This is a genomic window from Aquimarina sp. AU119 (genome assembly GCF_900312735.1).
Classification (GTDB): domain Bacteria; phylum Bacteroidota; class Bacteroidia; order Flavobacteriales; family Flavobacteriaceae; genus Aquimarina; species Aquimarina algiphila.
Map to the genome: position 1 here is coordinate 214,900 of NZ_OMPF01000003.1, position 20,613 is coordinate 235,512.

Here is a 20,613-nt window from a genome sequence, read left to right on the forward strand (position 1 = left end):
GTTGATATTCCTCGAGTGGGCAGAGTTTATTCAGCTAACGATTTCGTTTAGCTTTTAATTCTGCTCAAAGATTCATTCCGCAAAAATTGAGAAATTCGGGAGTGTGATTTTTCAATTTTTTGTTCATTGGTTACTAATTTTTCTTTATTGAAAGTACTACGCCACTCTAAAATAACCAGATCATCCACTTAGTTATTTAGCTGCTATGATCTTATATATATGGTTGTAGTACGTTTTTTTATCGATATTAATGCCCTTTTTTAGCAGATAGAACTCGATTATAACTTTTTTCAAGTAAATATGCTATTCGAGAATTATACTTTTTAATTTTCCCCATCATTTGATTGTATAAAGAAATTTTCTTTTCATTATGTTCGGGGTGTGTTTCGTCAAAAATAAACCAAAAAATACTTTCTATTTGCTCATCATTTAATTTGTTCATCTCAATAGAAGCCTGTTCGGTATCTACAAGAAATCTTTTGTATATCTCAAAACCGTCTTGCATATAATCGGCTCCATATTTCCCTCCAATACAGATGTTAAAATATTTTCTATAGTATTCTTTTTTGTCATTGTAATCCATAGAACTTAAATGTTTTACCCAAGGGTTTATGATATATGATTTTGGGATATAATTCTTTTTATGTTTATTTTCCTCATACTCAATTAACTTTTTAGAAGAATCTATATACATAGCATGACTCATTTCAGTATGATTGTTAGGTAATGATTGAAAAAATTGTTTTTCAAGTTTTTTCTTTTCTTCTCTCTTACTTTTCAGGACTTTATTATAATAGTAATTTATAGAGTCGACTTTTGACTCTGAAATACTTAAATTAGAAAAATCAAATTTATATTGAGCAAAAGATTTTCCATAAAATAATAAAAATACAATGATTAAAATTTTCTTCACTTCAATCTGTTTTTAATTTGCGACAACGTCCTGGTTATGATTAGTAAATGAATTAAAAGTAGTGAGCTTTTGATTAAGTATCAACCCACATATTAATTATAGCCATTCAGCCTTAATTCCCATATTATTCAACTCCTCAATTACATTATCCTTTGCATAACATAATATTGCTTTTTTCAAATTAGGAAACTGTGTTGCATCTTCAGTGTTTTCTATATCCCAATAATCTTCCCAACCTTCTCCGAATCTTAAAAGTTGCATATAAATATCATTTCCTCCATCTTGATAAATTTCTGTTATTTCAGTTGCCAATTTTTTAGGTATAGGCAAATTCTTAAAATATTCAGTTACTTCAGGTATTGGTTCGTATCCTTCTTCTTCTATATTGATTTCTCTTTGGTCGTATAATTCTACAAATTCATTCAAATCAAATTTAGGTTTCAAAAGTTCTTTATTATACATCAATTCTTGAATCACCGATAATTTAAAACCAAAATCACTAAATTCAATTTGTTCTTCCTCTAACTTCTCAATGGTATACTTATCTTTTGTCGGTTTAGGCTTAACAAAACCCTTGTCAAAAATTTGATTGTAAAAAATATCAATTAGGCAAGGACTTTTTTTTCCAGTATATGTAAAGTGCTTTACCTCATATTTTCGCATTGTGATATTTTCAAAATGACTTTTATTGATTTCAATGCCATCAACAACTATTTTACCTTTAAAAAATGGTTTTTGTTCAGATTTTGAACTTACTTCCATTGGATTATAGTCGGTATGCAGAGATAAGTGATTTGTTTGACCATTACCATGCGGATTTGTACTTATCCCTATATCTTTCCAATAAATTCCATTTCTCTTAATTTCTGTTGGTTCTCCAAAACATTTTTTAAGTTCTTTCCAATCCATTGGGAATTCAAGAACATTTTCGTCGATAGAAAGTTGATCATTTTCGATGCGAATAATGATATCAGATGACTTATTTTTTAGATTGAATATTTTTATCATTTTCTTTGGCAGTGCAGTCTGTTTTAAATTGGTTATGACGTTATGGCTATGAGTAGTTTTGTAGTTGAGTACATAACTTTGCAAGTACAGACTAAGCTAAAAATCTACGGGCATTTTTCAAAATAGGTGAGAACAAGCAATTACTTATTGCTATTGTTGTCGATAGTTTTATTTTTTTAAATAATTCGTAATTTCTACATATTCTATGTCAGTTCTGTCCTCATAGAAGTCTTTTATTACAGCTCTGTGAGCGGCTCCTACTATAACTAAAACTCTATCATCTGGGGTAATCCATCGGTCAATATTAGTCATCATATAAATATTACGTTCCCACCATTTGGATACGAATTTTGCTCCAATGTAGTTTGAGTCATTTACGAATTTTGCTGTTTGATTTAAGTATTGATCTTTATTTCTAATATCTTCTTTATCTGAGTTCCGGTAGATAAGATAATCCAGCATAGAATTTTTAGCTAAAAAATCAGATTCTTTTTTGTCTTGTGCTTTGATCGAAGCAATCATATTTTCATATCTTCTTTTATCATTATTTTCGGCAAATTCTATAAGTTCATCAAATGGTAAATTTAGCTTATAGTCTATAGAATAAACTCGATTATGATTTAACTCTTTTGCTAACCTAAATCCCAACTGCTCTATTTCATTAATAGTGAAATCACGATTATCATTTAGAGTTTCATTATACAAGCTATCTAAATACTTTGAATCAACAGAAGGATATTCGAGCATGATTTTAGTCGGTCTAAATTCTTTAAGTTTTTTAACAATATCTTTAATCTCGATTTGTCTTTTTTCAGATTCAAGACTTTCAAATTGAACAGAAGAGAAATCTGATGTTCCCGCAAAATGAAACACCCCTAAAATTGAGATTTTTGGCTTATCATTGACTTTTTGTTTCTCTTCTTTTTCCTTTGTTCTATTGCATCCTGTAAGAAGCAAAAAGCAAATTATAAAAGTTAAAAATGATTTCATACTATTTGTATTTTAGTTCTAATTACTACCAACGTCGAATATATGAATCAGAGCAAGGTAAATACCCCTGAATCAATCGATTTATCTGCACATTTTTATTTCTTGTTTAATTTATAAAAATCTAGCGCCTTTACAAAAAGTAAATGACCTCTTGGTCTAGCACTAAATTGCTCTGATTTTATATATAATGTTTGCTAACCATTTTTATAGACAATGTCAGCAGTTGTTTTTCTAGTTAATCTTTCTGTTAAAGAATTTTATACTAAAAGTTATATTTTGTTTTAGCTTGCAGTATTTCTGTATATTTGGGTTTAGTAAGTTTTTTCTCTTTAATAAGTTTTAGTATAACTTTATTTCCGAAAATATCGGTGTTTATAAGACCCTCAGCGGTTTCTTGATCTGTAATTTTATAAATAGTGTTAAAAAGAAGTTGACTTTCACCTAAATTATCAAAATAGTACCAATGTTTTCCATGCTTCCAAACAGAGCCAAAAGTATTAATATCTCCTAATTTTTCCCACGATTGTTTGGGATCTAAATTATCCAAACGATTTATAGCTGTATATCTACTATCAAGACTTTTATTGTTTTTATTATTATTTCTTTTTTCATAAGCATCAACAAATAAAGTCTTTTTCCCATTTGAAAATACAAGTGGAGCTATTTCCTTAAAATCATTATTTGCAAAAGGATTATTTGCTACTCTTTGTACTTCTCTTTCTTCGGTATTGTAAAAATAAACACCATTTTTACTTAACCATAATGAGTGATAAACATGAGAACCAAATTTACTGATTATACGATATGGTTTATGTTTTTTACTAAAGGAGATAGTATCTATATATACCATACCATCTATAGGATTATAAATATAACTTTTTACATTTTGCGCATCTAGTTGGATACTATAAATCTCTTTATTATCAATTATAGGTAGTAGATTTTGTTTATAATAAACATGTTTACCATCTCTAAAGTATATAAAACTCTGTCTATTATTATTGTTTAATGATAAAGCAGTTGTATTCTCTGGATTAGCTTTTGACATTACTTGACCTTTATAAAATACTTGTTTTCCATTCGTAGCTAACGAATGACTCGAAAGAGAATAATATGATGTTTCACTATTGGGGAGCATTATCAAGGGGTATACGTAAGTTTGTGGTTTTTCCCCTTTGAAGAAAACGTAATTTATTTGCTCTCGAATCCCAACCTCAGTGAGTTTATTATTTATTTCTGTGCTTATATTACAATAGCAAGTTGTTTTTCCATCAGTATAGTAATTGTTCCCTAACGCTTGTACTGTTTTAGGGTTCATTTTTGGAATAATTTGGTTACCACAAAATACGTTGTCTTTATCAATACCGATATGGGTATCGTAATAATTGTTACTTATCGAATGAAAGCTTTTTTTATCTGCTTCGGGAATTGGATGATAACCACTACTGGGAATAGATACATAGATAGTGCCTTCAAAATACATAAATCTACCAAATAATTTTTCGCCATTTTCGTCAATGGAGTAAGAATCTGGAACGTTATCATTTAAAAATCCTGCGATTGATATTATACATATAAAGCAAAAAAATATGGTAATAGTAATAACAATTTTTTTAGTTTTCATGTTGTAATTTCGTCTAAAGTTTTGAGTTTAAAAGGTTCTGAATGCCGTCTGATTACTTTACTATTTTTGCATATAATGTTAAAATTAGGTATCATTTATTAAGGACGAGTCAAGCTTACGCACAACGGTTTGTGCATATTTAGCTGCGTAAGCGACTAAGATATAAAAAAAGAACAGCAGTAGCAGTAAGGAAACCTGTCAGGATTTTCGAGACACTCGTTATATCTGCTATCAAGCAATTAATTATACACGGGTGTTAGGGAACAGACTATATTAATTTAATACTTCTTTTAAACTCTTCAAATTCAGATTATGTCTAACAGTCTAGTATAAGAATAGTAGCGGGTATTAAAACTATTTCTTTTTCGATTTAGATTGAATGTAAATATAAAAAAGCGGTTTTGATTAAGCACCAAAGCCGCTATTGTTTTTAGATTGTTAGTAATAGTTATTTAAACGTATTTAGTATTCAATTGCTGTTCAAAAAGAAATATTTTTCTACTCAATTCTTCTTTTAATCCATTATCAGAAATTTCATCTTCTGAAAAATTATCATAGAAATTGGGCAATGAAAAATCTGCAATTATAGTACCTCCTAAGAACGGGAAATAGGCCTTAGCAGATTGCAGGACTGTTGTACCACCTCTACTACCAGGTGAAGTTGCCATTAAAAGCATTGGTTTTTCTCTCCATATTTTCATATTAACACGAGACAACCAGTCTATAGTATTTTTAAATACCGCAGTATAAGACCCATTATGTTCTGCAAGAGATACGATAAAACCGTCTCCCTCGTTAAATAACTTGTCTAGCTTTTTAATAGCGGTAGGTATACCATTTTCGGTTTCAAAATCAACTCCATATATAGGCAAAACATAATCGTTTAAGTCGATTGAAATAATTTCTACATTTTTTAATAAACTAGTTGTATAGGATATTAAACTTCCGTTGATAGATTTTTGACTATTACTTCCTGATATTGTGATTATTTTTTTCATGATTATTGTTTTTTAGAGATTAGAGTATCGATTGACCATTTTCCACTACCATTTATTACTATGGTTAAGGCAAGACCGATAATTAGAAGAGAATACTCATAACCTTCTCCTGCTTGATTTCCGAACCAATTCATAAAGAAACCATATTCTAACTGTGTAATAAAAATGATACCTACGAACATTCCTGCAAGTAATAATGCCCAAAACCTACTGAGGATTCCTATGACTAGGAAAATAGAGCCAAAAAACTCAATCATTATTACAGAGAATGCCACAACACTTGGTAAACCCATTTGCATAGTTAATGTTTCCATAGTTGCTGAATAACCATAACCTCCAAAGAGCCCAAATAATTTTTGCGCACTATGCGGAAATATTATCAAACCAAGTGTTAATCGCGCAATGCTAAATCCAATATTTGGATGAGTAGTTAAAAGTTTTTTTACTAATTTTTTCATAATGTTTAAGATTTAAAATTGTTTATAAAGTTTTTCGGTAATACACGCCGAAAGATGATTTTTCTATAGGTTTAGATCCATATTGATCAAAGTCCAAACCAATACCGAACTGATGTCCATTAAATGATACACCAGAACGTAATTGTTGAAAACTTCTAGAATGCGTTTTGAATTCGTCCCAAATCGTTAAAAACTGACCATTTAACCAAAGAGATACTTTATCACTTAAAGATTTATTGAACTGGATCTGTGTAAATGCTTCTGCATAGCTAACGTTCGTTTGCTCAGAATGAGCAACTGTATGAATTATTATAAATAATACTCTTGAATTTTTAACTGTGAGCTTTGCTGACAAACGTTCTGAATAACCAGCAAAACTGTTGTAATAAAAGGAGGGACCAATTGCTATATTCTTATGAATATTCCATAACAGTGTTGGTTGTATACCAATCTCATCAAAACCTTGGTTTTCTTCATCTTTAAATTTTTGAAAGAAAGCTAGTGTGTTAATAATGAGAGTTCTGCCCTTGTTAATAGGATAACTTGAGAGTAATGTGAAATCTGTTTTATCAAAACCAGAAAGCAGTTCTACTTGCGTAAATTGTCCTAGCAAATAGTTTGTAAATCCAATTGTGAAAAATGATGTAATGATTATTATTTTTTTCATGCTTCAAAATTCCGACAGGAGCACATGAAAAAAAATGAACTAGTTTAAGACTTTTACATTCTATTGATTTTAGAAATAATTTTGCTCATAAATTCTGGCGTAATACCAATATAGGCCGCTAAATCTTTTTGCGTAATTCTATTTACAATTTTTGGATATTTCTTTTTGAACTCGATATATCTTTCCTCTGCAGTTAAGGATATGCCATAATTAGAGCGCCTTATATAACTTACAAGCGATCTTTGATAAAGTATACGATAAAACCTTTCAAATTTAGGTATTTCTTGAAATAGTAAATCGTAATTAGCCCTAGAGATACCTAATAATTCTGAATCCTCAGTAGCTTTAATAAAATAAGGTGTCGGCTCTTTGGTCATAAAACTAGCAAGGTCTCCAGTCCAATAATCCTCTACAGCAAACATAGATATGTGTGGCGCACCATCTTCATCTAAAGTATAGACCTTTAAACATCCTTTTATTATAAAATATTCATATTTAGTAGTATCACCTGCCTGCATTAAAAACACCTTCTTTTTAACTTTTATTTCTGTAAGTAAGGAGAGGTATTTTTGTTTTTCTAGCTCTGTTAAATCAATAAACCTTGCTATATTATTAAGTATTAGAGTATGTGATTCTTTGTAGTTCAATTCAAGCTTAGTTTGAATGTTATTTTATGTAAGCTCTTATTCCTATGATTTAGTTTGAGCTAGTTAATCTTTTTTATAGCTATTATTAGGTGTTGGCATTTTACCTTATTCTTTTTTCATTTTTGACAAAAACTCATAAAACTTGGCAGTATCAAAAAATACTTCAATTGATGTTATTTTATTATCATCTAATTTGATTATTTCTGAAAAGGTAATATTTAAGCTATCTCCTGTTGGCAATGCCATATCATAACTCACTAACGCAGAAGCATGTTCTCCTTTGGTAATCATCCATTTGACTGATGCTTTCTGGACCAATTGCCTAAATTGAATATCTAGTTCGATAAACTTGTCTTTACCACTTACTTTGTCTATTGGACTGGTAAAATTCAATTCATTCGCTAGCAAAGATTTCCAATCTTTATCAGTTCCAAAAGTTCCAAAAAACTCAATTACCTTTTTTTCTGTTGTGTTCATTGTTTGAGCTTGTATAGTATTCATCGTTCATGTAATTACTAAAATTTTAATTACAGTTTGTATTCAACAAGTTGTTATTTTATAAATTATTTTTTCGATTAAGTGCTTTGCGCTTACGTACAATGGGTTTGCGTAAGAAAAGCAGCGTATTCATGAGCTAGATTTTCATTGTTAAGACTAAAGTAATAAAAAAGTGCAAAACTTTGATGTCTTACACTTAATGAGCTATTTTTTATATATGTTGTTGAGCTCTGTTTTTTTTATTATTGAATACTTTCTCTAGATAGTACTTATAGCACACTTTGATAAAGGATTTTATCTATATACCAAGAGCTATCTTCTTTTACAAGAAATACATAATCACATCCTTTTTTATTTTCTGCCCAATACATATCAATTTTTACTACTGCTATTTTCTCCTGAACATCCAAAATTTCTAAATTAATTTCAGATTTAGGCATAATTTTTTCTTTATTATATGTCAAAACCCACTTTTTGATTTCGTCAATTCCAACTGTAGATAAATCAAGCCATTTTTTGGATTCATAATCGTAAATAAAACCAGTTTTGGTTGCATCTTTTGCAAAGTATTTGTCTATTAAATTTGTATCCAGTTCCTTAAAAGCTTTAGGATACATTTTAGACACTTTTGTAATTTCATTTTGATTCATTTCTTTAATATTTTTTAATTAATGAAGCAAAAGTAGAGGAGGAATATGACAGCCTTATGTCAACTAAGTTTGGAAACTTTCAAAATATTCTATTGTTGTTAGTTTTTTTATCCTAATGTAATCTAAACTCTTTCAATTTTCTCGAAGTTGACAATAGGTAATTACTGTCAATAATATTGTTTTTATTAAAACTCAATACACGAGATTTTAATAATTCTAAATTTTCTTTCTGAAAATTTTTAAGCGTAGCTTTTATTTTAATTATTAAGAGAGTTAAAGTTTGTAAGAAGTGATTTATCGTTTTATTTTTTTTACAATTCATTTTCATAGCCAATTTCATTCAAATCACTTTTGAGTTTTTCAAAATTCTCAAACTCTGGATTGATTTCAAGAATTAAATCTTTTGATATAACAATTCCGGAATAAATTTTTTCTATCACTTCTAATTTTAGGTCTCTACTTTCAAATTCTTCTTCATAATATTCTTCAGCCCAATTTTTGTAAGTCATCGGATTTCCATCTAATAACTGCAGTAAATCGCTTGAACCGTCTTTGTATTCATCTTTAGGTAATTCGATTTTGCCTATTTTCCAATTTTCATCTGTTTTAGTCTGCCAAATGCAAAACGTTGTTCCAATACTTTTGACAGGCTCTCCGAATATAAATTCATTAAATGTTTTTGGTAATCCATTAAGAATTCCGTTAGCTATTTCTTGAGTTAATTCCGTTTTGGTCTCTTTTTTTGAGCCAAATAGTTTTTCAATAAAAGATTTTTTTTCTTCAATCGATACATTTTTCCAACCATTCATCTCGCTTTCGTGAGCAAATCCGTTTATACAAACTCCATTTTCACCAAAAACTATCAACATTTGGTCACCTTGTCCGTTTCTCATTTCACAAAACTCTTCAGTTTTGCTCCAATCTTTTTGGTAAGAATAATATCTAAATTCCCATTCAGGAGAAATGATTGCTTCTAAAGCTGAAATAGATTTACAAATCCTTTTTAATTCACTTGGATTTGGTATAAGATTTAAGTTTTCAGTAGAAAGTAGTTTCATTTACACGATTTTTATTTAGCTTGTTGGCAACGTTCCGTATAAGCAACATAGGGTAGATAATAAACGATACGTTTCGTTTTGGTAATAAATCAAATATAAATATTTTGCTTTTATCTTTTTTCGTAAACGCCCAGCGAAGGACTATAGTTACCAAGATATGAAATAAAAATAAACTGTAAATTTTATACTTGGTAACTTTGGAAATAAAACAAAGATCTTTTGGTTAAGCATAAAGTCCCTATGTTTTCTGATATATTATTATACATAGCCAATACTATTTTTTTAATTATTAAAGCCAGCCATAGTATAGATATACTAAAAAAACAGTGTCAATAAATCCATGAACAGCAATATTAAACCATAAATCGCTTTTTCGTATATGAAAAATTACAGCCAAAATCATACCAGTAATACCTGATAAAATCTGTCCACTTATTCCTTGATATGCATGTATCCATCCAAAAATAAATCCAAATAGTAGAATGTTAATAGCAAGACTAATTTTACTTGATCCAAAAAACTTAGTAAATTGTCTCATTAGGTACCCTCTGAATACAATTTCTTCACCGAACGCAGCTGAAACCCAAATAAGAGCAAGTAAATTTAGAGTAGCAGGCAAGTTTCCTTTATAAATTTCGAATTCTGAAAAATCTATCGGTTGTCCTGTAAGATAGGTAACACCTGGCATCATCACATAACCATAAAATAGGAAGATGGCTATGCCCAATAGTGGCGCTACGATTAATAGATTTTTTATATTTATTCCTTTACGCTGAAAACCTAAAGAGCTAAAAAGTTCTTTTTTGTATTCTATTGCGCTTGCGATTAATAATATTAAAGTCGCTATAATTATTTGAAAATATCCTGATAGATATAAAATGTAACAAAGAACTATAGCGATTATTGGTGTCAATTTTGTAGTTAGAAAGTTTTTATTCATTTTTTTATCGTTTTTTGTTTTAAGCGAAGTAATAACGATAAAGCAAGATAAGCGGTGATATACAGCTCGTTTTTACTGAATGGTATCAAAATAATAGCTGAATAATCATTGGATTTTATAGCTTACCCTTAAACCAGTTCATAAATTCTTGTTTTTTATACCTACTAATATTTATTTGAAAAGCTTTTTTGTTAGAAATTGTAGGTTTGAGTAATACAGATAACTTTCCGTTTTCTATTGATTGTACTTGTTCAATAGAATGGATATGAAGAATAATTTGTCTATTTGCTCTATAAAAACTTTGTTCACTAATTTTACTTTCAACTTCATTTAGTGTGAAATCTGTAAGAACTGTAGTTCCATCAGTTTTTATAATAGATACTATTTTGTTTTCACTACATATATAGGCAATTTCAGGATACTTAACTAAGGTTATTTTACCCCCTTGTTCGACTTTAAGTATCCCTTTTATGGAGAGAAGTTTGTGAAGCTTATAAATATCAATTGAAAATAAAAGCGAAATTCCTAGAGTACATATGAGTAGGGAAACTGAAAGTCCCTTTAGTAAATTATAAATACTGTACGATTCAATTCCATTTATCAAACCATTCAAACTATAATATAAAAAGATATATAGTATAGTAATATAACCTAAAGTTGAAAACAGAAAACGTAATAGTATTCGCGTGTTAATGTTTTTAGCGAAGTATTTGTTTTTAAAATATTTGAAATTAAACCGAGCGATGAGAATTATTATAATTCCTGTAATTATTGATGCAACAATTGGAAATAGAGGAAATTTGTAATTTTTATTAAACGGGAAATTTTCTGGTGTAAAAAGGTGGTTTGATAAAATAGAAATTATTAGAAGTATAAAGCCATTTCTAACCCAAAAATTTGAAAAGCTAAGATGTTTTTTAAAAGAATTAAGTATTGTTTTCATTAAAAAAATAATCTATCGTCTTGGTTTTTTAAGTTTACGGGTAATGGTTAGTATAACAAGCATAGCTTGCCAAAGGGAGCTATGATTTGTTATACAGTGTCACCACCTGTTTTTCTATTTCTTTTTTTAATTCCGTCAAGAATGGACTACTTTCAGACCTAATTATAATTCCATTCTTTTTATCTTTTAACAATTCCGAAAAATAACTATCCGCAATATTTATTTCGACAACCATTCCACTTTTGGCTAAAACATTTTTAGCAATTACTTGTGGTAATGTAGTTTCGCCAGATGTTCCAATAATGAATAACAATCCTGTTTCTTTTGAAATTCTCAATACAGAATTCTTTTTAAAAAACTTTTCATTGTAATATTCATCAAACCATAATACATGTGGTCTTAGATCTTCTTTGCATTTATGACACTTTAAAAGTTCAATTTCAGTTTCTGTCAGTTGGTCTTTTTGCCTTTCTTTTAATTTTATTCCATTTGGAAATGGATATAATTCACTTGAACATTCATCTCCACATCTCATAAAATCGTGATCTCCATGTATCAAGTATGTCCTATCGTCAGAATTACCAGCTTTTTTATGTAAACTATCTACATTTTGTGAAATCAAGGCAAAGTTGTCATTTAGTAAAGATTCTATCTCTTTAAGCATAAAGTGACTTTGATTGGGTTTAGCAAATTCAGTAATGGATTTTCTATAGAGATAGAATTTCAAAACTTCATGAGAAGCTACATTAAAGATTTTTTTTGTCCCAATTTCTTGAGCTTTGTAGTTTTTAGAACCAGATGACCAGTAGCCATCTTTTCCTCGAAAAGTAGGAATTCCGCTTTCTGCTGAAATTCCGGCTCCTACTAGAAAAGAAATCTTTTTATAATTCTTTAAACAGTATTCAATTCGTTCTATGATTCTTTTTTCGATCATTCAACTAATTATTACCAACATTTAGTATAAAAGTAATAGCGGAATTAAATGCGCCTATTTTTCTGATGGCAAGATACTGAATAAAACAAAAAAGGTTCGGGTGTAAACCCGAACCGCTATTATTTTTATACATTGTTGGCGGTAGTTTTTTTAGCTATTGTAATGACTTAATTGTTAAAGTCAGAAGTTTCAAGTATTTCATAGTTTTTCATTGTTAAACTATTTGAGTCAGTCAAACTAGCAAATTTCATTGCGTTCTCGTCTTGCATAAATGTTTTATGGACTTTCTCAACGTCTTCCTTACTTTTCCAAACAAAGATATCCATGTAACTGTCTTCTGTTTTTAAAAATTGTCTACTTACTAGACCTTTACATTTAGAGCAATAATCTTTGTTAAATACCTTTGAAGCTAATAAAAGCTCTTCGTGAGTTACATTTTCTGCTGTTTTGTAAGTTGTAATTTCTACTATCATTTTTGAATTATTTGTTTTAATTGTACAAGAGCTAATGAATACAAAAAGAATTATTACTATAATTAATCTAGAGGTATTCATATTTGTCATTTAATTAAGAATTATTAATGACAAAGCTACTTAGGCATTTTTAATTAGAACAATAAGATAGTTTAAGAAAACTATCCTTCAATAGCTGTTTTTTTTCGAATTGTACTTAAAAATTCAGGAGTCACACCGATATATGAAGCAATTTGTACATTTGAGATGCGGTTCGATATACTTGGATATTTTTCAAGAAAGTAGAGGTATCTTTCATATGCAGTAGAACCTATATGTTGAAGAACTCTCTTTTGTTGCTCAATAAAAGCATTTTCTGTAATAATTCTCATATTCCTATCAAAAAGGGGGGAGTTGTCATATAAGTTAAAAAGGTCTTCTTTCTTTATTTGCAGAATGATAGAAGGCTTTATAGCCTCAATGTAAAGTTCACTAGGAACGTTATTATATAAACTACTAAAATCTGTTAGCCAATTATTTTCGGAAGCAAACTGAAGGTTGTGTTGGTATCCTTTTTTGTCAATGTGATAAATCTTTAAAATTCCACTTACCACAAAAGTTAAGTGATTACAATTTTCTCCTTCTGTTAAGATATTTTCTTTTCTTTTAAGTTTTCTTTCATTTACACAATCATCAAGCATTTTTATGGTTGATTCTTCAACTGCCCAATAATTGTCAAAATAATTTAGAAGATGTTGTATTTTAGTAGATCTCAATCTTTAATTTTTTTATAATGTTTTTTATTAGATATTACGATAGATATGCAACAGGTAGCATAAAGTAAAGGTTTTGAATTAAACAGTAATGAATCTACTTATCAAATCTATCGTTATATTCAGTTTCTATTTCTAATTTGCTCCATATCTCTTTCCATCTTTTGTTTTCTATTCTAGCATTGTAAATAGTTAAATCAAATTTTGGTGTTGGTCTCACCAAAAGATTAAATAAGTCTTCTAAACCATAAGGTGCAATATATTCAATTTTGTTTTCAAAATTCAGTCTTACAGCTATTGAAGTTGCGGTTTCAGGCCAAAAAGCAATTGCCTGATTACAATTAGTATATTGGTTGTGTCCATTTCTAGTATGCATTCTTGATTGATTTTTAACAGACCAATTGAGATTCGAATTAAATTTTCTTAGCTTGTTTTCTATTTCTAAATCACATTTTTTACTTGGATTTGATTTGTCAAAATATATAACATCAATATCATTAAGTTGAGTTCTAGTTTTTCCATGTTTTTCATCCCAAACTTTGTTTCTTACAAAACCAGCTCCAATCCAACAATCATTTAAGTTTAAATTTCCAACTATTTTTAAAATATTAATCATCCATACATCACTTTCAATGATTTCTATTAGTTTGTTTTCTAATTTTTGCATTTTTCAAATTAATTACAACGTCTCTTGTATGATGTGTTTGGATCCCACAGTGTGCATATACATTATACAAATTGTGGGCAACGTCTCGGCTATGAGTAGTTGCTTAAGGTACCAAAGATAGCAAAAAGGTATAGAGTGAGTAATATTAGGATAATACTCCGATTGGCACTTACCAACCTGAAGCAATTAATTATTACCATTGTTGCCGAGTCGTTATTAATTTCTGCAAGCTCCACATTCATGATTCTTATTCAGATATGCGATTGTTTCCTTACAGATTTGTTCTAAGATTGAAATTTCAATGTCAGCAAGTTTTTTAACATATATACAAGCTTTCCCCATTTTAAATTTGCCAAAATCTTTCAATAACTGATCACTCTTGTCAGTTTTAGAATATATGTAGAATGAAAACTGCGCTTTTCTTGGCGAGAATCCTAGCATTGGTGCATCTCCCTCGTGACCACTGGCATATTTATAGTGATAACTGCCAAAGCCAATAATAGTTGGTCCCCACATCTTTGGTTTAAAACTAGACCATTTGCTCATTAGTTTTATGAGTTCAAGACTATCCGATTTCTTTTGCTCGTTTTCAACATAAGAATTGATAAAATCGAATACATCAATTTCAGTAACAGTTGTTTTGTTCTTTGCCATTCGATGATTGTATTTGTTAATTATATATGGTGTGTTTGCATCTTACAGTGTGCATATGCATTATACAAATTGTGATCACCAATTTAGTTTTTCATTTTTTCACTCAAATATTTATAAAAGAATGAGTCTTTAAGATATGACTTACATTTTTCCTCGTCATTCAATTCAGAATATAAGTTTATTTCGTAATCGATTTCGTTGACTTTTAATTTTATTAGTCTCTTTTGTTTGTCAAAAGTCAGGTTTTCAATTCCATTGTCAATTTGAGATTTCAGGTTTTTCAAATCATCAAATTTAGAACATATCATTTCTGCTAATTCGGTTTCATCATTACTTGGCGAAACTGTTGCCCAATCTGGATACATTGATTTATAATCATATTCAAATGCTCGCTCAATTAACTTTGAAACAGCCTTGTCTTTTTGTCCTAAATCATTTAAAAATCGATATTTCCAAAATGCTAAATCTACTTTTTGAAAAATAAAAGAGGTTAATGAAGTTGTCTCAAATACAATTTTATTATCAGCTTTTTCAACATATTTTAAACCTTTTTCAAATTCTCCTTTTTTTCCATAATAGCTTGCTAATTGCATAGTTGCGTGGTAACGATAATTCTTATAAGGTTTCCCGATTTCGTTATTTGTGTCTTTATCGTTTAAATCAGAATCAATTATTTTTTGATAGTAAGTCAGTATATTTTTTTCATCATCCTTTTTTATATAATAGTATAGTATATTTCCTAAAGTCGTTCCATAAGTCGATGAAGGATTATCTGCTTTTTTCTCAATCTTTTTCCAGATTTTTAAAGCTTCATTTTCTTTTCCGTCTTGATATAAATCTATTCCTTTATCAATATCGTCGTCTAACTTTTTTTGGCTAAAAGCTTGATTTGAAAAAAGAATTATTAATATTAGGAGGATGTTTTTCATAATTGATGGTAATGATAAGTGGATGAAAGGTAGCATTTAAAAAGGATACTAACTTTTGATAGATGCTTATTCTTTTGTTGTAGCACTAAAATTGCCATCTTTCATGCATAATGTTAGTGATTGTTTTTTTCTTCCCTCATCAATTTGATGATTGATGTAAGGCAATTCTATTTCCTTCACTATCTTCAAATTCCGCGACAAAACCTAAGTCTCCATTTGATGTTTTTGGATACAACAATTGTCCACCACTTTCAATCGACATTCTTAAAGTCTTGTCTATGTTTTCGATTTTAAAGTAAATCACAACTCCATCATTTGTCGGTTTGTAGGTTTTTCCTTTTGCTAATGCTCCTGAAATTCCAGCGTTTTCGTCCAAAAATGGAAACAAAGCCATTTCATTTTTGTCAATTACTTCTCTTTCAAATGTGAAGTTAAATACAGATTTATAAAATTTAATTGCTCTATCAATGTCCGTAACTGGAATTTCAAAATAAACAACTGGATTGTATTTCTTTGTCATCTTATTGTTTTCTAATTGATTACTGAAGTATATTCATTTCATGTATTTAATCAAATGTCTCCTTCTATTCTCATGTCGTGTTGATTATTCTTTTAATTACCACAATGGTTTATGTATGGTTAGTTGCGTGCTTGAAGTAACTAATTTAGTAAACATTCACAAGCCAGATAAAATTCCTTCGAAATTTTCCAAATAAGTACTTGCCAAAACAATTACTTATCCCATTGTTATCTGCTTTATTTTTTTTCTTCCAATATTGGAATTAAATATTTTAATATAATTTCAAATGGTAATTTACCTCTCCAATTTCCATAATTACTACCCGTGAAAGCAATAGCTGTATTATAATCCTCTAGTATTATCATATATTGCCCACCATTTCCAGAAGCAAATAGAGCTTCAGTTTTAATGTCATTATATTGCAGTAATTCTCGATACCACAAATAGCCATAGTTAGCAGTTGTATATTTTGCATTCTGTGTTTGGGCAAAACGTACAAAGGACATTTCTACATCTATCTTACAATTAGTTGATTCATCTATCCATTTCTCACTAACAATCTGTTGTTCTCCCCAATTTCCTTTGTTCAAAACCAATTGAGCAATTTTCAACATATCGATCGGTTTCATATTAAAAGATCCAGCAGCATATCCTCTGCCATTTGGAGTTATATACCATTTGTAATTTTCTATGCCTAATGGCGTAAATAAGTGCGTTTTGGCAAATTCCATTAATGTCATACCACTTGTTCTTGAAATAATAATACCAACAAGTTCAGGTTCCATTGAAGTGTAGGCCCAATTTAACCCAGGATTATGTCTTAATGGAATATTAAGGATATAACTCAGCCAGTCTTCCGTTTCCCACATATCAGATTCACAATCAGGTCCGATACCAAAAAAGCCTTCACACGCCAAGCCTGATTTCATCTCTAACAGGTTTTTAATAGTAATTTTCCCTCTTGGGTCATTCTTCCATTCTGGTATAAACTCTTCTATCTTGTTTTCTACTTTGAAGAGTCCTTTGTCAATTGCTATTCCTGCGAGTAAACTTGTAACTGATTTGAATGAAGAACGTGTATCGTGCAAACTGTCTTTTTCAAAACCGTTAAAATATTCTTCGATAATTATTTTATCGTCTTTGGCGACAACGATACCATCGATATTGGGGTATTTATCAGAGGCAATAATTTTTTTTAATTCTATAATCTTGTCGTTTGTTGATTGTTGCCCTTTACAGCTAAGACTTAAGAGTAATAAAGCTATAAATGAATATTGTATTTTTATTTGTTTTTTCATAACTGGAGATAACGGTTAGTGTCTGGTACGTATTCCTAAGAATATGAACTATATATACACCTTGTTGTAGATAGTTTTATTCATTGTTTTTTATTTCTTCAATCTTTTGAATCATCTCAATTCCATTCTTATTTTCTGGGTTAAATTCAAGAGATTTTTTATAATTAGCTAAAGAAAGGTTGTATTGTTTATTCAGGAAATACCCTTCTCCTAAACTATCATAAGCATTAGCAGAGTTAGGAAATTCAGAAACCAACAATTGAAAAACCTGTATTGCTTCTTTAGTTTTGTTTAGCCTTAATAATTCATACCCCAAATCGTTTAACATAGAACCATCATCAAAATTATATTCTTTACTATGTTCTCTTTTTAATCGTTGGTATTTTTCTATCCAATTATCAGGAGTTTTATGGATGTAATTCCTAATTAGATAATAAGCATTTTTTGTAGGATAATTTATAAGATCTGTGATAAGAAGCGAAGCTGCATTATTTATTAAATCATTAGCATTATTGCCATTATAATTAAACGAAACGGTAAATCCACTATTAATTTTAGGCAATAAAATCAGCCAATTAACGCTTCCACCTGTTCCACCATTATGCATCATAAGATCATCACCATCTACCATCCAAAAATACCCGTATTCATCACCTTCTTTTTCATCATAAAATAGAGGTTTTCTCATTTCTTTAACTACCGGATTGTTACCTTTTAGAAGAAACCCTATGTACTTTAGCATATCAGGAACTGTGGATTTTAAGCCACCACCAGCACCAGTCAATGGCATTTGCAATGGTTTTACTATTTGATTATTATTGGTATATCCGTTCAAAACATATTTTTTGTCATCATCGCTTATATGCATTGAAGTATTGCTCATTTTAGCCTTTTCAAGAATAAATTCCTCCAAGAGTTCTGCATATGATTTTTGATATGTTTTTTCCAAAATCATTGCTAATATCTCAGGTGCGACAAAACCCGAATAATCAAACTCTTTTCCTGGAATAATTTCTAAATTATAGTTATTTAAATCCTCAATAAAATCTGTCTTATCGTATTCAGAAATTGCTTTTCGTTCACGTTCCGTGGCATCTATTGAAAACATTTTCGACAAAGTTTTAGAATAGAGCTCCCGCTTAATTCCGGTTGTATGAGTTAATATATCTTTAATTATAATAGGGCGACGATCTAACTCTAGATTATCATAAGAACCTTCCAGGTATTTTCTAATATCATCATCTAAACTTAATTTTCCATCTAATACTGCTTGTGCAGTTATATAGGCAGTAAATGTTTTTGTTACAGATGCGATTTCAAAAATTGAGTTGTCATTCGCTTTGTTGTCTTTTCCTTTATCAACTTCACCGTAATAATTCGTATATGTTTTATCATCCTTATAAACTCCGATTGAAACAGAATTGATTTCAGGGTTTTCCAAAATCAATTTTGCAATTTCGTCCATTGAGTACACGATAGAATTTAAAGTCTTTTCAGTATCAGAGTTTGAATTTGTTTTACAACTAAATAATAGAATAGCAGAAGTTAAAATTAATAGAAATTTATTCATAAAGTATTTATTCAAATTTCTTACAATGTTTCTTGTATGGTGTGTTTGAATCCCGAAGATGCATATACATTATACAAATTGTTAGCAAAAGTTTAGTGTTCTAAATAACTACTAATACACATTACGGTATCATCAATATTTATTGGTGGCGTAGCAAGCATATACAAAATAATACCATCGTTAGATGCTCTGTATTCTTCCAGAACGCTGCCAAATTCGTCAGTAGTATAACCAACAACGTCATTTTTATTTACCTTATCTCCAGCTTTATATTTGCTATGAAAAATACCATTTACACTAGAACTTATATATGTCTGACTATTGCGATAGATAATATTTTTATGAGCTCCAGTTCCATTAGAGTACATACCCATAGTTTTAAGCATATTATATACCCCTTTTTTTATCAAATTGACATTCTCTTTCTGTACATTTCCCAATTTACCACATTCAATACTTAGAGCTGTTTTTCCGTCTTGTACCGCTTGTTTAAAAGTATATTTGGCTGGTTCAGTATCTGAAATTGTATAGGGATAGGAAACAACATATTCAAATCCGCTATTTTCAGAAAGTTTCTTCGCTAACGCAGTTTGATCTGGTTTTTTTACATTGTTATAATAGCATACAAAGGGGATAAGGTCCTCGCAAGCATCTCCACCATGAACATCTAAAAAAACATCGCTTACAGGAATAATATTTGTAGTAATAAAATATGCTATTTGTTCGGTAATGCTACCATTCTTTTTTCCGGGAAAGGCATTGTTTAAATTTTTCTGATCCTGGGGATTAATAAAAGGTGTTCGTGTGTAAAAAGAAGCAATATTGGCAATTGGAATGATAATTAATGTTCCTTTAAGCTCCTCTGCTTTGATTTCTTTAAGTAATTTTTGCGTTGCAATAATTGGCGGATATTCGTAACCGTGAACACCAGCAACAATGGTGAAAACTGGTCCTTCAACTTTACCTTTTATAATGGAAATAGGTAAGTGTCCAGAATTTTCTATATCATCATAAAATTCTATGCGAATGTTTTCTTTTGTAGATCTAGTTTTGGAATTAAAAGCTTTTTGAAAAGCATTTTGTGCTACGACAAATTGCATGATAAAAAAAAACAAAAACGATAAGGGTATTCTTCTCATTTAATTTTAAATTTTATTCAAGATTTTTGCTAACGTGTGTTTGTGTATGATTAGTTGCGTGATTAAGGAACTAATTTAGTAAACAAAAACGAACGCAGGAAAATTCGGAAGGAATTTTCCAAATAAGCAATGAGCCAAAGCAATTAATTATACACGTCTTAAGTTTACAATCTCTTAATTTTAAGGTTTAATCAGAAAGAACAAAAGAGAGGAATAAGATTAATATACACGTAGAACATTGCAGTTCGTCAACATTGATAATCCCTTCTCTTTTCCTACTAAG

The 20,613-nt window shown here is 29.6% G+C and carries 23 protein-coding genes; all 23 read right to left on the bottom strand.

Annotated elements, in window-relative coordinates:
- Positions 1-247: 247 nt before the first annotated feature.
- The 23 genes from DK442_RS04465 to DK442_RS04585 all read right to left on the bottom strand — a co-directional run bounded on the left by DK442_RS04465 (position 248) and on the right by DK442_RS04585 (position 20,330).
- Positions 248-913 (bottom strand): hypothetical protein, encoded by a 666-nt coding sequence (locus tag DK442_RS04465; RefSeq protein ID WP_109434656.1) that lies wholly within the window; start codon positions 911-913, stop codon positions 248-250.
- Positions 914-1,009: 96 nt separating this feature from the next.
- Positions 1,010-1,921, bottom strand: coding sequence for a hypothetical protein (locus DK442_RS04470; protein ID WP_109434657.1), 912 nt, complete (start codon positions 1,919-1,921; stop codon positions 1,010-1,012).
- Positions 1,922-2,089: 168 nt separating this feature from the next.
- Positions 2,090-2,911, bottom strand: a complete 822-nt coding sequence (locus DK442_RS04475; RefSeq protein ID WP_109434658.1) for a DUF5694 domain-containing protein — start codon at positions 2,909-2,911, stop codon at positions 2,090-2,092.
- 262 nt (positions 2,912-3,173) lie between these two features.
- Positions 3,174-4,535, bottom strand: coding sequence for a DKNYY domain-containing protein (locus tag DK442_RS04480; protein ID WP_109434659.1), 1,362 nt, complete (start codon positions 4,533-4,535; stop codon positions 3,174-3,176).
- A 452-nt stretch (positions 4,536-4,987) separates the two neighbouring features.
- Positions 4,988-5,533 (bottom strand): NADPH-dependent FMN reductase, encoded by a 546-nt coding sequence (locus tag DK442_RS04490; protein WP_109434660.1) that lies wholly within the window; start codon positions 5,531-5,533, stop codon positions 4,988-4,990.
- Positions 5,534-5,535: 2 nt separating this feature from the next.
- Positions 5,536-5,991, bottom strand: coding sequence for a DoxX family protein (locus DK442_RS04495; protein WP_109434661.1), 456 nt, complete (start codon positions 5,989-5,991; stop codon positions 5,536-5,538).
- Positions 5,992-6,013: 22 nt separating this feature from the next.
- Positions 6,014-6,604, bottom strand: coding sequence for a hypothetical protein (locus DK442_RS04500; protein ID WP_235010904.1), 591 nt, complete (start codon positions 6,602-6,604; stop codon positions 6,014-6,016).
- A gap of 107 nt (positions 6,605-6,711) precedes the next feature.
- A complete protein-coding gene (locus DK442_RS04505) occupies positions 6,712-7,305 on the bottom strand; it encodes a Crp/Fnr family transcriptional regulator (RefSeq protein WP_109434663.1) in 594 nt (197 codons plus the stop codon).
- A gap of 105 nt (positions 7,306-7,410) precedes the next feature.
- Positions 7,411-7,806, bottom strand: coding sequence for a nuclear transport factor 2 family protein (locus DK442_RS04510; RefSeq protein WP_109434664.1), 396 nt, complete (start codon positions 7,804-7,806; stop codon positions 7,411-7,413).
- 266 nt (positions 7,807-8,072) lie between these two features.
- Positions 8,073-8,453 carry a nuclear transport factor 2 family protein gene (locus DK442_RS04515; protein WP_109434665.1) on the bottom strand — a complete coding sequence of 127 codons (381 nt, stop codon included), beginning with the start codon at positions 8,451-8,453 and terminating at the stop codon, positions 8,073-8,075.
- 311 nt (positions 8,454-8,764) lie between these two features.
- Positions 8,765-9,511, bottom strand: coding sequence for a hypothetical protein (locus DK442_RS04525; RefSeq protein WP_109434667.1), 747 nt, complete (start codon positions 9,509-9,511; stop codon positions 8,765-8,767).
- 289 nt (positions 9,512-9,800) lie between these two features.
- Positions 9,801-10,451: a CPBP family intramembrane glutamic endopeptidase gene (locus DK442_RS04530; protein WP_109434668.1), complete on the bottom strand. Its 651-nt coding sequence runs from the start codon at positions 10,449-10,451 to the stop codon at positions 9,801-9,803.
- A 115-nt stretch (positions 10,452-10,566) separates the two neighbouring features.
- Positions 10,567-11,055 carry a LytTR family DNA-binding domain-containing protein gene (locus DK442_RS28100; protein ID WP_160114047.1) on the bottom strand — a complete coding sequence of 163 codons (489 nt, stop codon included), beginning with the start codon at positions 11,053-11,055 and terminating at the stop codon, positions 10,567-10,569.
- Between the two features lie 418 nt (positions 11,056-11,473).
- Positions 11,474-12,328 carry a Sir2 family NAD-dependent protein deacetylase gene (locus tag DK442_RS04540; protein WP_109434670.1) on the bottom strand — a complete coding sequence of 285 codons (855 nt, stop codon included), beginning with the start codon at positions 12,326-12,328 and terminating at the stop codon, positions 11,474-11,476.
- Between the two features lie 167 nt (positions 12,329-12,495).
- A complete protein-coding gene (locus tag DK442_RS04545) occupies positions 12,496-12,801 on the bottom strand; it encodes a hypothetical protein (RefSeq protein WP_160114048.1) in 306 nt (101 codons plus the stop codon).
- Between the two features lie 161 nt (positions 12,802-12,962).
- On the bottom strand, positions 12,963-13,556 hold the full coding sequence (locus DK442_RS04550; RefSeq protein WP_200825085.1) for a Crp/Fnr family transcriptional regulator: 594 nt from the start codon (positions 13,554-13,556) through the stop codon (positions 12,963-12,965).
- Between the two features lie 94 nt (positions 13,557-13,650).
- On the bottom strand, positions 13,651-14,220 hold the full coding sequence (locus DK442_RS04555; protein WP_109434673.1) for a nucleotidyltransferase family protein: 570 nt from the start codon (positions 14,218-14,220) through the stop codon (positions 13,651-13,653).
- A gap of 216 nt (positions 14,221-14,436) precedes the next feature.
- Positions 14,437-14,874, bottom strand: coding sequence for a DUF1801 domain-containing protein (locus DK442_RS04560; protein WP_109434674.1), 438 nt, complete (start codon positions 14,872-14,874; stop codon positions 14,437-14,439).
- An 83-nt stretch (positions 14,875-14,957) separates the two neighbouring features.
- On the bottom strand, positions 14,958-15,803 hold the full coding sequence (locus DK442_RS04565) for a hypothetical protein (RefSeq protein WP_109434675.1): 846 nt from the start codon (positions 15,801-15,803) through the stop codon (positions 14,958-14,960).
- A 139-nt stretch (positions 15,804-15,942) separates the two neighbouring features.
- Positions 15,943-16,323: a VOC family protein gene (locus tag DK442_RS04570; protein ID WP_109434676.1), complete on the bottom strand. Its 381-nt coding sequence runs from the start codon at positions 16,321-16,323 to the stop codon at positions 15,943-15,945.
- Between the two features lie 236 nt (positions 16,324-16,559).
- Positions 16,560-17,621 carry a serine hydrolase gene (locus tag DK442_RS04575; RefSeq protein ID WP_109434677.1) on the bottom strand — a complete coding sequence of 354 codons (1,062 nt, stop codon included), beginning with the start codon at positions 17,619-17,621 and terminating at the stop codon, positions 16,560-16,562.
- A gap of 76 nt (positions 17,622-17,697) precedes the next feature.
- Positions 17,698-19,191 carry a serine hydrolase gene (locus DK442_RS04580; protein ID WP_109434678.1) on the bottom strand — a complete coding sequence of 498 codons (1,494 nt, stop codon included), beginning with the start codon at positions 19,189-19,191 and terminating at the stop codon, positions 17,698-17,700.
- Positions 19,192-19,283: 92 nt separating this feature from the next.
- Positions 19,284-20,330 (bottom strand): M14 family metallopeptidase, encoded by a 1,047-nt coding sequence (locus DK442_RS04585; RefSeq protein WP_109434679.1) that lies wholly within the window; start codon positions 20,328-20,330, stop codon positions 19,284-19,286.
- Between the last annotated feature and the right edge of the window lie 283 nt (positions 20,331-20,613).